Here is a 12217-nt window from a genome sequence, read left to right as displayed (position 1 = left end):
CCGAACAACCATGCTGCGGAGGGCGGCATGCGGCCAGCCTTCTGCCCGCCTGCCCTTCGCCGCCATCCGGCTTTCCTTATGTCCGTTACCGTTGCATCACCGGCCAGCCGCGCGGTGCTGCCCCCTGCCTTGTTATTGCCGCTGTTGGCCGCCATCAGTGCCGGCGTGGTGCTGCTGGCCTGTGCCAGCGGCAGCGTGTCGCTGAGTGCCGGCCAGCTGTGGCAGGCGCTGCTGGGCCACGGCGATGCGCTGTCCGGCACCCTGCTGCAGCTGCGGCTGGAGCGCGCCCTCACCGCCTGGATTACCGGCGCCGCGCTGGCACTGGCCGGCCTGCTGATGCAATCGCTACTGCGCAACCCGCTGGCCGACCCCTACGTGATGGGCGTGTCCGGCGGCGCCTCGGTGGGTGCGCTCACCGCGCTGTGGCTGGGGCTGGCGGTGTGGCAGGTAGACCTCGCTGCCGTTGTCGGCGCGCTGGGGCTGTCCGGCGTGCTGTTCTGGCTGGCGCGGCGCGACTTTGGCCGCAGCAGCGGCACCGTGTTGTTGCTGCTGACCGGCGCGCTGCTGTCTACCGCCTGCGGCGCGGTGATCTCGCTGTTGCTGACCATCGCGCAGGACAACCAGCTGCGCGGCATGGTGTTCTGGCTGGTGGGGGACTTGTCCGGCACGCCGCTGCGGCCGTGGCCGTGGCTGGTGCTGCTGCCAGCCATGCTGCTGGCCTGGTGGCAGGCGCCCGCCATCAACCTGCTGGCGCTGCACGGTGACCACGCCGCCACGCTGGGCGTGCCGCTGGCCGGCCTGCGCCGCTTGCTGTTGCTGCTGTCGGCCACGCTCACCGCCACCGCTGTCAGCCAGGGCGGCAGCATCGGTTTCGTTGGCCTGATGGTGCCGCACGCCTGCCGCCTGGTGTGCGGGCCACACCTGCGCCACCTGCTGCCCGCCAGCATCCTCACCGGCGCCACGCTGCTGGTGCTGGCCGATATGCTGGCGCGCACCGTCGTGGCGCCGATGCAGCTGCCGGTGGGCATTCTCACCGCGCTGCTGGGCGTGCCGGTGCTGTTCTGGCAGCTGTCGCGCGCGCGCCGGAGGCTGGCATGATGCTGCACACCGACAACCTGGGCATTCTGCAAGGTCAGCGCCACCTGCTGCATCAACTGGACTGGCAAGTACACGCCGGCGAAGTGTGGTGGATCGCCGGCCGCAACGGCTGCGGCAAAAGCACGCTGCTGGCCACGCTGGCCGGGCTACGCGCGCCGGCAGCGGGCCATATCACGCTGTGCGGCCAACCTTTGACCACCACCGCACCGCGCCTGCGTGCCCAGCGCCTGGCGCTGCTGCCGCAAGCCAGCCACGACGCGTTCGACTACGCGGTGGCTGACGCCGTCGCCGCCGCCCGCTTTCCGTGGCCGGACGACGGCCGCATCCCGGCCCGGCTGGCCGCGGCGCTGGACGCCTTCGACCTGGCACGCCTCGCCCACCGCCCGCTACAGGCGCTGTCCGGCGGCGAACGCCAGCGCGTGGCCCTGGCCAGCGTGATGATGCAAGACAGCCCGCTACTGCTGCTGGACGAACCCACCAACGCGCTGGACCTGGCCCACCAGGCCGCGCTGCAAACGCAGATCCGCCGCTGGCAGGCCGACGGCAAAGCCGTGCTGCTGGTCAGCCACGACCTGCAATTTTCCCCCGCCGTCGCCAGCCATGCCTTGTTGCTGGATGGCGCCGGCAACGCCGCCCGCTACCCGATTGCCCAGCTGGACGCCCACGCGCTGGGCGACGTGCTGGGCTACCCGCTTACCCGTATCACCCACGCAGGCCACCCCTGCTTTTTACCCGGACACCCCACATGAGCCACACCGACGACCAAGGCCGCAGCGAGCGCCATAACGCCCGCATGGCGCGCAAAAAAGCAATCATGGACGCCCGCATTGCCGCCGCCGACGAACACCGTGGCGTGTTCATCGTCAACGCCGGCAACGGCAAAGGCAAAAGCTCCAGCGGCCTGGGCATGGTGATGCGCGCGCTGGGCCACGACATGCAGGTTGGCGTGGTGCAGTTCATCAAGGGCGCGATGGAAACCGGCGAGGAACGCTTCCTGCGCCGCTTCCCCGAGCAGGTGCAGTTCCACGCCATGGGCGAGGGCTACACCTGGAACACGCAAGACCGCGACCGCGACATGGCCCGCGCCGCCGAAGCCTGGGCCAAGGCGCGCGAGATGCTGCAAGACCCGGCTATCGGCCTGGTGCTGCTGGACGAGCTGAACATCGCGCTGAAATACAAATACCTGGACGTGGACCAGGTGCTGGACGACATCCTGGCGCGCCCGCTGCACCAGCACGTGATCGTGACCGGCCGTGGCGTACCGGACGCGGTGGTGGAAGCCGCCGATACCGTCACCGACATGACGCTGGTGAAGCACGCCTTTGCCGCCGGCATCGCCGCGCAGCCCGGTGTGGAGTGGTAGGCTCCGGCTGCCAGATTGCCGCCACGGCATTTTTCGCCACGGAATACACGGAAAACACAGAAAAAAGCCAGCGGCCACTAACCCGCCAGCTGCCAACCAACGCGGCGTTTGACGTGTTTTCCGTGGATTCGGTGGCCAAAAAGAATGGATTCGCCACGGGCGATACCGAATACCAGTGCCTACCAGCAGGCCGGGCTTCGACGACAACCGTCTTTAGTCCGTGCCTTCTGTGCATTCCGTGGCAAATGAAGTTTTTTCCCTGATACGCCTTACAAAGAAAACCCCATGAGCTGCAAAGCCCTTTTGCTATCCGCCATCGCCTCCGGCCAGGGCAAGACCACCGTCACCGCCGCGCTGGCGCGCCGCCTGGTGCGCGACGGCTACCGCGTGCGCGTGTTCAAGACCGGGCCGGACTTCATCGACCCGCTGCTGCTGGCCGCCGCCAGCGGTAGCACCGTAGACGTGCTGGACCTGTGGATGTGCACCGAAGCACAGTGCCGCAGCCTGCTGGCGCAAGCCGCCGCCGAGGTGGACTACGTGCTGATCGAAGGCGTGATGGGCCTGTACGACGGCCAGCCGTCCAGCGCCGACCTGGCCAAGCTGTTTGGCGTGCCGGTACTGGCGGTGCTGGACTGCAGCGCCATGGTGGGCACCGCGCTAGCCATTGCCCGCGGCCTGCGCGACCACGGCCAGCTACCGTGGGCCGGCCTGCTGGCCAACCGCGTCGCCAGTAACGGCCACGCCGACATGATCCGCGCCTGCGGCACGCCCGATTTGCCAGTGGTGGGCTGCCTGCCGCGCCAGGCCGAATCGCTGCCGGAGCGCCACCTCGGCCTGCACCTGCCCAGCGACCTGCCCGACCTGGCGGCGCGGCTGGACGCACTGGCCGACGCGCTGCAACTGGACCACGCCGTGCTGGCCGCGCTGCCCGACTTTGCGCCCGAGGCCGCGCCACCGGCCTGCCTGCCGCCACTGCTGGCCGGCAAAACCATCGCCGTGGCGCACGACGCCGCGTTTGCCTTTGTCTATGCGGCCAACCTGCGCACGCTGCAAGGCATGGGCGCGCGCATCGCTACTTTTTCGCCGCTGGCCGACGAAGCCATTCCGGCCGACGCCGACGCGCTGTGGCTGCCGGGCGGCTACCCCGAGCTGCACGGTGCCACGCTGGCGGCCAACACCCGCTGGCTGGCCAGCGTGCAGGCCTTTGCCGCCGCCGGTAAACCGGTATGGGCCGAATGCGGCGGCATGATGGCGCTGACCAAACAGCTGCACGATGGCCAGGGCCAAGCACACCGCATGGCCGGCGTGCTGCCCGGTAGCGTGCGCATGACCGCCAAACTGGCCGGGCTGGGCAGCCAGGGTTGGCCGCACCCGGCCGGCGAGCTGCGCGGCCACACCTTCCATTACTCGCAGTTCTACACCCCGCTGCCCGCCGCTGCCACCTGCCAGCGCAAGGCCGGCGGCAGCCCGGGCGAGGCGGTGTACCGCCACGGCAGCGTACAGGCCAGCTACTTCCACGCCTACTTTGCCAGCCAGCCGGCCGCCGCTGCCGCGCTGTTCCTGCCGGAGGCCGCATGCTAGGTACCAGCCTGCTGCTGGCCGCCGGCCTGCTAGCCGACCGCGTACTGGGCGAGCCGGCGCGCTACCACCCGCTGGTGGGCTTTGGCCGCGCGGCCAACTGGCTGGAAAAACGGCTGAACGCCGGCCGCAGCCGCCTGCTGCGTGGCTCCCTGGCCTGGGTGCTGCTGGTGCTGCCGCTGCCGCTACTGCTAGCCTGGTGGCTGGCGCAGCTGCCCGCGCTGGCCGCCAGCATCCTCAGCGTGGCGGTGCTGTACTTCACGCTGGGCCGCCAGAGCCTGATCGAGCACACCCGCCCCATCGCCAACGCGCTGCTGCAAGGCAAGCTAGCCGAGGCGCGGGCGCTGACCGCACGCATTGTCAGCCGCGACCTCAGCCAGGCCGACGACAGCGCCATTACCCGCGCCGCCACCGAGTCGCTGCTGGAAAACGGCCACGACGCCGTGTTCGGCGCGCTGTTCTGGTTCGCCGTGGGTGGCGCACCGGCGGCGCTGGCCTACCGCCTGGCCAACACGCTGGACGCGATGTGGGGCTACCGCAACCAGCGCTTCGAGCGCTTTGGCAAAACCGCCGCCCGCGCCGACGACGTGCTGGGCTACGTGCCGTCGCGCCTGACCGCACTGGCCTACGCCATAGCCGGCAACACTCGGCTGGCGCTGGCGTGCTGGCGCCAGCAAGCGCCGCAGTGGGACAGCCCCAACGCCGGTCCGGTGATGGCCGCCGGTGCCGGTGCGCTGGGCGTGCAACTGGGCGGCGCCGCCGTCTACCACGGCCAGCTGGAAGCGCGGCCCGCGCTGGGCGCAGGCCCGGCCCCGCGCGCCGGCGACATCCGCCGCGCCGCGCAATTGATGGACCGCGCCATCGTGCTGTGGCTGCTGCTGGCGTTGCCGTTATGAGTACCGCGCTCACCTTGCGTGTGGCGCACGCACACGAATTTTCCGCCCTGCGCGCGCTATTGCACGCTGCCGTGCACCAACTGGGCAGCCGGCATTACAGTGCGGCGCAGTGTGCTGCCTGGGCGCCCGAGCAATACGACGCGGCGGCCTGGCAGCAACGGCTGGCGACCAACCCGCCGTGGGTGGCCTGTGTCGGCGACACCCTCGCCGGCTTCATCGATCTGCACCCGGACGGCCTGATCGACCTGTGCTTCGTCCACCCGCAGTTTGCCGGACACGGCGTCGGCAGCCGTTTGCTACAGCACGTGCTGACGCAGGCCGCCAGCACGCCGCTGCCCCGACTGTACGCCAACGTCAGCCTCGGCGCCGAGGCACTGTTTGGCCGCCACGGTTTTGCGGTAACGCAACGGCAAAGCGTTTTGCTGCGCGGGCAAACCTTCGCCAACGCCCGCATGGAAAGGCCCGTCCCATGAGCAGCACCCTGCGCCCCGTCCACGGCGGCAACCTGCTGCAGGCCGTCGCCCGCTTTGGCGGCACGCCCGAGCAATGGCTGGACCTGTCCGCCGCGCTGAACCCGCAGCCCTACCCGGCCCCGGCCACCGAGCCGGCGCTGTGGTACACGCTACCGCAGCCGGACGCCGCGCTGCACGCTGCCGCCTGCGCCTACTACGGTGCGGCCAAGCTGCTGCCGGTAGCCGGCAGCCAGGCCGCCATCCAGGCGCTGCCACGGCTGCGCGTCCCCGGCAGCGTGGCGGTAGCCCACCCCAGCTACGCCGAACACGGCTGGCGCTGGGCGCGTGCCGGACACCAGGTAGCCCGCTACCCGCACGCCGAACTGGCCGCGCAGGCCGGCAAGGTGGACGTGCTGATTGTGTGCAACCCGGACAACCCCAGCGGCCAACGTTGGCCGCAACAGGCCGTACTGGCGATGGCGGCGGCGCAAGCCGCGCGCGGCGGCTGGCTGGTGGTGGACGAAGCGTTTGCCGACGTGACGCCCGCGCAGTCGGTAACAGCGCACGCCGCCACGCAGCCCGGCCTGGTGGTGCTGCGCAGCCCCGGCAAGTTCTTTGGCCTGGCCGGCTTGCGACTGGGCTTTGTCGCCGCCGCTGGCGACATCCTGCAGGCGCTGGACGACGAGCTGGGGCCGTGGACCATCCCCGCCCCGGTGGCGCGCATCGCTACCGCCGCGCTGGCCGACCGCGCCTGGCAGGCGGAAGCACAGCAGCAGTTGGCCGCCGGCCACGCCCGCCTGACGGCGCTGCTGCAGGCACACGGCCTGCCGGCCGACGGCTGCCTGCTGTTTGCCGGTGGCGCCTACCCGCACGCCGACGCTTTGCAACAACACCTGGCGCAGCACCACATCTGGTGCCGCCTGTTTACCGACCCGCAGCCCCGCTTCCGCCTGGGGCTGCCCGCCAGCGAGGCGCACTGGCAGCGCCTGGCCGCCTCGCTGGCATGCTTTGCACCGGACACTTTATGAAACCCATCGCCCTCGCCCTGGCCTGCACGCTGGCGCTATCTGCCACCTCCGCCAGCGCCGCGCCCATTACCGTCACCGACGACCAGGGCCAAACGCTGACGCTGCCCGCGCCGGCCAAACGCGTGATCAGCCTGGCGCCGCACGTCACCGAGCTGATCTACGCCGCCGGCGGCGGCAGCCGGCTGATTGCCGCCGACGCCAACAGCAACTACCCGGCCGCCGCGCAGGCGCTGCCACGGGTGGGCAGTTTTCGCGGCATCGATATCGAACGCGTGCTGGCCGCCAAGCCCGACCTGCTGATCGTGTGGCTGCACGGCCCGGCCGAAAAACAGCTGGCGCAGCTACGGGCACTCGGCATTCCCATGTATTACAGCGAACCCAAACACCTGGCCGACATCCCCGCCAGCCTGCGCAAGCTGGGCACGCTGCTGGGCAGCAGTGCCGTGGCCGAGCAAAGCGCCCGCCGCTTCGACAGCGAGTTGGCCGCGCTGCGCCGCCAGTACGCCGGCAAGCCCAAGCTGCGCGTGTTCTACCAGGTGTGGCACAAGCCGCTGTACACGCTGAGCGGCCAGCACATCGTCAACGACGCCATCGAGCTGTGCGGCGGCCAGAACATTTTTGCCCAGCTGCCAATACCGGCGCCGGTAGTGAGCGAGGAAGCCGTGATTGCGGCCAACCCGCAGGTGATGCTGGCCGCCGGCATGAAGAAACAGGACGACCTGCAGGCGCGCTGGGCCGGCATCAACGCCATTGCCGCCGTGCAGTACAAGCAGCAGTACCAGATCGACAGTGACATCCTCAACCGCCCCACCCCGCGCTTTCTGGAAGGCACCCGCGCCGTGTGCCGCAGCCTGGACGCGGCACGGGCGGTGTACGCGAAAGTGAGCCCATGATTCATACCACACCGCATTACCGCCGCATTGCCTGCCTGTGTACCGAGGCCGTGGAAACCCTGTACCTGCTGGGCGCCGAAGAGCTGGTGGCCGGCATTTCCGGCTTTACCGTCTACCCGCCCGAGGCGCGCCAGCAAAAGCCCAAGATCAGCGGCTTTTCCAGCGGCAAGCTGGAAAAAATCCTGGCGGTAGAACCCGACCTGGTGGTGGGTTATTCCAGCCTGCAAAGCGACATGCTGAAAGAAGTGGCCGAAGCCGGCGTGGACATCCTGCACTTCAACCACCACAGCGTAGACGGCGTGCTGCGCATGGTGCGGGTGCTGGGCAGCCTTACCGGCCGCCTGCACGCCGCCGAGCTGCTGTGCGAACAGCTGGAAGGCCAGATCAGCGCCGCCCGCCTGGAAGCCGCCGCCCGCGACGCCGCCGGCCTGCCACGGCCACTGGTGTACTTCGAGGAATGGCACGACCCCATCATCAGCGGCATCGGCTGGGTGGGCGAGCTGATTGCGCTGGCCGGCGGCCGTGACGCCTTTGCCGAGCTGGCCGGCCACGCCCGCGCCAAGGAGCGCATCGTGGCCGACCCGCAAACCGTGATAGACCGCCAGCCGGACCTGATGGTAGGCAGCTGGTGCGGCAAGCGCTTCCGCCCGGAAACCGTGGCCGAGCGCGACGGCTGGCAGGATGTACCGGCGGTGCGCAACGCCGAGCGCGGCCATATCATCGAGATCAAGTCTGCCGACATCCTGGCGCCCGGCCCCACGCTGATCACCCGCGGCCTGCCGCAGCTGCAGGCGCTGATCCGCCAATGGCACGAAGACCGCGCCGGCTAAGCGTTCTTTAAAGGCATTCTCAGCCACGGAAGCACACGAAAAGCACAGACCAAGCCCGGCCCGGATAGCCTCACCCCATGCGGGTTTGGCTGGTGCTACCGTACCTGGCCATGCCGTGTCACCCGACGACAGCATGGCCGCGCTGAGCGTGCAACATCCGCCAACCAACCCTGCGCCCCCGCTACCGGCGCCGGCATCCGCAGCAGGCTTTTACGCTGTTTTCCGTGCCTTCGGTGTGCGTCAGTGGCCAAACAGAGAGAGACCCATGCCCGCCCAACCCTGGCCCTTCCCCACGCTGATGGTGCAAGGCTGCACCTCGGACGCCGGCAAAAGCACGGTGGTGGCCGCGCTGTGCCGCCTGCTGGCCGACGCCGGCTACCGCGTCGCCCCGTTCAAACCGCAAAACATGGCGCTGAACAGCGCCGTAACCGAAAACGGCGGCGAGATCGGCCGCGCCCAGGCCTTGCAGGCCATCGCCGCCCGCGTGGCGCCGCATACCGACATGAACCCGGTGCTGCTCAAACCCAGCAGCGACACCGGCGCCCAGGTCATCATCCACGGCAAGGTGCGCGCCGACATGAACGCGCGCGATTACCACCAGTACAAAACCACCGCTATGGCCGCCGTGCTGCAGTCCTACCAGCGGCTGCAGGCGCAGTACGACGTGGTGATGGTGGAAGGCGCCGGCAGCCCGGCCGAGATCAACCTGCGCGACCGCGACATCGCCAATATGGGCTTTGCCGAGGCAGTAGACTGCCCGGTGATCCTGGTAGCCGATATCGACAAGGGCGGTGTGTTTGCCCACCTGGTGGGCACGCTGGATTGCCTCAGCGATAGCGAACGCGCCCGCGTGGTGGGCTTTGTGATCAACAAGTTCCGCGGCGACATCAGCCTGCTGCAAGACGGGCTGGACTGGCTGGAAGCCAAAACCGGCAAGCCGGTGCTGGCGGTACTGCCCATGCTGCACGGCCTGATGCTGGACGCCGAAGACGCGGTGCAAAGCCAGCAACAGCGCGGCGACTTCAACATCGTGGTGCCGGTGCTGCCGCGCATCAGCAACCATACCGACTTCGACGCGCTACGCGCCCACCCCGGTGTGAACCTGCACTTTGTCGGCCCCGACACGCCCAAGCCGCCGGCCGACCTGGTGATCCTGCCCGGCAGCAAGAACACCCGCGCCGACCTCGCCTTCCTGCAGGCACAAGGTTGGCCGCAATACCTGCAACGCCACCTGCGCTACGGCGGCCGCGTGCTGGGCATTTGCGGCGGCTACCAGATGCTGGGCCGCCATATCCACGACCCGCTGGGCGTGGAAGGCGCCCCCGGCAGCAGCGCCGGCCTGGGCTATCTCGACATCGACACCACGCTGGCCGCCGACAAAACGCTGACACGACGCGAAGGCCGCTTTGTGAACGCCGACGCGGCGGTAAGCGGCTACGAAATCCACATGGGCGTCAGCCACGGGCCGGACTGCGAACGGCCGGTATTCCAGCTGAACGACGGCAGCGTGGACGGCGCCGTCAGCCCCGACGGCGCGGTGATGGGCAGCTACCTGCACGGCCTGTTCGACCACCCGCAAGCCGGCGGCGCCCTGCTGCAATGGGCTGGCATGGATCATGCGAATGGGGTAAATTTATCGAAACTGCGTGACAACAGCCTGAACCGCCTGGCCGCCAGCAGCCAGCCGCTGCTGGACGCGCTGCAACGCCTGCCGCGCTGGCGCACCGCGTAGGGTGGGCTAAGCGTAGCGTGCCCACCAGCAAGCATCTCGCGACGGAGATGTGATGGGCACGGCCTAACGGCCTTAGCCCACCCTACAGGCTACTGAGCCAGCCAGTCTTGGGTAGGTTGGCGCTGAACGAAGTGAAGCCCAACGCCGTCCACGTGATTTACAACCATACGACTTGGCAATATTGCTTGCGCGGTAAACGTTGGGCTTCGCAAGCTCAGCCCAACCTACGGCCCTGGCGTACACCGTAGCGCGGCCAACCTTGGTGGGCAAACTCGTAGTCCGGATAAGGCACAGCCGCATCCGGGGTTGCCAGCCAGCGCCCGTGTAAACCGGCCATGTTTTACCCCCATCCCAGGATGCGCCGTTGGCTTATCCGGGCTGCGAGCTAAGAGCTGAAATAAGTTCTATCATCTCACTTAATTAGAGCCTAATTATGAACATCGAAAAAGCTATAGAGCTAGCAATAGATAACATATTAAAAGAAGGCCTAACAGACATATTCCCCACACCATTTGAAGTTTCTCTATTAAAAAATCAGCACTTCCGCCAATCCATAAGCGACCAAGTAAAAAATCGAATAAACTCAAACTCCCTTTCCGGATTAAAAGTACACCCAATAAGTCACATTCTTTTTCCAAAAAAAGATGCATACAATTTTCGACGTGCCGCACTAATTCAACCAATGGATACCATCACGTATCTGGCCTTAGTACTCCTCTACGCTGACGCAATTAAAAAATCTCGAATAGAAAAAAGCAAAAAGGTCGTATTCTCTTACAGATTCAAACCAAAGGACGGCTATCTATTCGATGCAAAATTCAACTACACATCTTTTCAAGCGCACGTTGCCGAAAAACAAAAAAGCAGGACGGTAAAAGTATTAGTAAAATGTGACATTTCTAATTTTTACGACAGACTCAATTTACACCGCCTCGAATCTACCTTACTTAGCTTGCCAATCGAACAAAAACAAGTAAAGCTAACCAACGAACTTTTGTTATTCTGGGCCAATCGTGACTCTTACAGCCTGCCAATTGGTGGCAATGCTAGCAGAATACTTGCCGAGGCATCTTTAATATCTGTAGACGACTATCTACGATCATTGAAAGTTCAATTCTGCAGATTTGTAGATGATTACCGCCTTTTTGCACCAGATGCCAAGACTGCTCATTCCTGGTTAACTATTTTAGTTGAAAGACTATACCTAGAAGGATTGACTATAAATCCATCAAAAACTGTTATAGAAGATGTTTCGAAAAAATCCAAACCCGCCAGCACTATATCAAACGAAGCCAGAGAGGCTGCCAGTCAGTTAAAACAAGGTAGAATCATCGTAGGATATTCGGGCACAATACCAACCAAATTTAGGGAATTATCAAAGCGGGAAATTCTCGAACTAAAAGAAGCACCAACAACCGAGTTGGAAGAAAAAATTTCCAACAACCAAATTTTACAACCGGATGATGTGAAAAGATTCTTAAAGATCGTTGTCGCCAGCGGCGAATACAATAAATTATCCATATACAAATCGCTAATTGAAAAATTCCCTCAATTCACTCCATTGCTTATTGACATACTAATAAAAAAAGAAAACCTAATACCCAGCTCAATAAAGGAATCCATAAAAGATTACTTCTCACAAAACTTATCAGAAGGAGAAAATCACCCCGAGTACCTACTCATCTCCATAGTAAAACTATTGGGAACAAAAGGATTTTCAAACACACCCGCATTGATGAACCCATTCCGAAGTCTTAAGAGAAACTCTGGGTCATACATAGGCCGTGCTGTATTAGATGCCTTATCTGGCAATACGACAAGAACGGATGTTATAGAAATAAGACAATATTACCCAAGAGCTGACCTTTGGGAGAAAAGAGCAATTATTAAAATTGTGGACTCAACACTTTCCGAGGAAGAGAAGCGGCCTTGGCTGAAAAATGTGAAAGTACATTCAGCCGAAGACTACTTCTCTATTGAGTCTTTTGAACCAAAAAAACCAAAAAAATAGACTAATCAAAAAAGAAAAGAAAACTCTAGTCTTTTTTGATTGATAGCCACTACCCACAAAGCGGCCATTGATGTACGGCAATATGTTAAATTGCCCATTTGACATATTTCAGGACCGTAGGTTGGGCTGAATGAAATGAAGCCCAACGTCTACCGCGTCCCGGCTGCCACGCACTCTGAATATTGTTCGCCGTGCCACGGTTACCGTTTGACTTCGCCACACTCAAGGCAAATACGCCGCACTTGATCATTGCCCGCAATAGGCTTTGTTGCACAAATCAGGGCTTGCGCCTGTCCGGTAGAATGACCGCATGAGCAAGCCCCTCCCTCCCAAGTA

The 12217-nt window shown here is 64.3% G+C and carries 12 protein-coding genes; 11 read left to right on the top strand and 1 reads right to left on the bottom strand.

All coding sequences use genetic code 11. The features are described from left to right. Positions 1 to 78 precede the first annotated feature (78 nt). The 10 genes from FLQ03_RS14805 to FLQ03_RS14760 all read left to right on the top strand — a co-directional run bounded on the left by FLQ03_RS14805 (position 79) and on the right by FLQ03_RS14760 (position 9870). Positions 79 to 1098, top strand: a complete 1020-nt coding sequence (locus FLQ03_RS14805; RefSeq protein ID WP_144371663.1) for a FecCD family ABC transporter permease — start codon at positions 79 to 81, stop codon at positions 1096 to 1098. Beyond that, complete coding sequence (locus FLQ03_RS14800) at positions 1095 to 1847, top strand: ABC transporter ATP-binding protein (RefSeq protein ID WP_144371662.1); 753 nt, start codon at positions 1095 to 1097, stop codon at positions 1845 to 1847. Before FLQ03_RS14805 ends, FLQ03_RS14800 begins: the two co-directional genes overlap by 4 nt. Beyond that, positions 1844 to 2461 carry a cob(I)yrinic acid a,c-diamide adenosyltransferase gene (cobO, locus tag FLQ03_RS14795; protein WP_144371661.1) on the top strand — a complete coding sequence of 206 codons (618 nt, stop codon included), beginning with the start codon at positions 1844 to 1846 and terminating at the stop codon, positions 2459 to 2461. The genes FLQ03_RS14800 and cobO overlap by 4 nt, the downstream gene beginning before the upstream one ends. 285 nt (positions 2462 to 2746) lie before the next feature. Then, on the top strand, positions 2747 to 4042 hold the full coding sequence (locus FLQ03_RS14790; protein WP_144371660.1) for a cobyrinic acid a,c-diamide synthase CobB: 1296 nt from the start codon (positions 2747 to 2749) through the stop codon (positions 4040 to 4042). After that, positions 4036 to 4935 carry an adenosylcobinamide-phosphate synthase CbiB gene (gene cbiB / locus FLQ03_RS14785; RefSeq protein ID WP_144371659.1) on the top strand — a complete coding sequence of 300 codons (900 nt, stop codon included), beginning with the start codon at positions 4036 to 4038 and terminating at the stop codon, positions 4933 to 4935. Before FLQ03_RS14790 ends, cbiB begins: the two co-directional genes overlap by 7 nt. After that, positions 4932 to 5408 carry a GNAT family N-acetyltransferase gene (locus FLQ03_RS14780; protein ID WP_144371658.1) on the top strand — a complete coding sequence of 159 codons (477 nt, stop codon included), beginning with the start codon at positions 4932 to 4934 and terminating at the stop codon, positions 5406 to 5408. Before cbiB ends, FLQ03_RS14780 begins: the two co-directional genes overlap by 4 nt. Continuing rightward, entirely contained in the window at positions 5405 to 6415 is a 1011-nt protein-coding gene (gene cobD / locus FLQ03_RS14775; RefSeq protein WP_144371657.1) for a threonine-phosphate decarboxylase CobD, read from the top strand. Before FLQ03_RS14780 ends, cobD begins: the two co-directional genes overlap by 4 nt. After that, positions 6412 to 7308 carry a cobalamin-binding protein gene (locus FLQ03_RS14770; protein WP_144371656.1) on the top strand — a complete coding sequence of 299 codons (897 nt, stop codon included), beginning with the start codon at positions 6412 to 6414 and terminating at the stop codon, positions 7306 to 7308. Before cobD ends, FLQ03_RS14770 begins: the two co-directional genes overlap by 4 nt. Beyond that, positions 7305 to 8138 carry an ABC transporter substrate-binding protein gene (locus FLQ03_RS14765; protein WP_144371655.1) on the top strand — a complete coding sequence of 278 codons (834 nt, stop codon included), beginning with the start codon at positions 7305 to 7307 and terminating at the stop codon, positions 8136 to 8138. Before FLQ03_RS14770 ends, FLQ03_RS14765 begins: the two co-directional genes overlap by 4 nt. Before the next feature lie 265 nt (positions 8139 to 8403). After that, positions 8404 to 9870, top strand: coding sequence for a cobyric acid synthase (locus tag FLQ03_RS14760; RefSeq protein ID WP_144371654.1), 1467 nt, complete (start codon positions 8404 to 8406; stop codon positions 9868 to 9870). Positions 9871 to 10084: 214 nt separating this feature from the next. Here FLQ03_RS14760 and FLQ03_RS19610 read toward each other — a convergent pair whose 3' ends face one another. Then, complete coding sequence (locus FLQ03_RS19610; RefSeq protein ID WP_276607780.1) at positions 10085 to 10207, bottom strand: hypothetical protein; 123 nt, start codon at positions 10205 to 10207, stop codon at positions 10085 to 10087. Between the two features lie 96 nt (positions 10208 to 10303). On the opposite strand from FLQ03_RS19610, the gene FLQ03_RS14755 reads away from it, so the two are divergent. Next, positions 10304 to 11881 carry an RNA-directed DNA polymerase gene (locus FLQ03_RS14755; protein WP_144371653.1) on the top strand — a complete coding sequence of 526 codons (1578 nt, stop codon included), beginning with the start codon at positions 10304 to 10306 and terminating at the stop codon, positions 11879 to 11881. The last annotated feature ends 336 nt before the right edge of the window (positions 11882 to 12217 follow it).

Origin of the sequence: Vogesella urethralis (assembly GCF_007644045.2) — a bacterium.
GTDB classification, from domain to species: domain Bacteria; phylum Pseudomonadota; class Gammaproteobacteria; order Burkholderiales; family Chromobacteriaceae; genus Vogesella; species Vogesella urethralis.
This window is presented reverse-complemented; position numbering and strand designations above follow the sequence as displayed.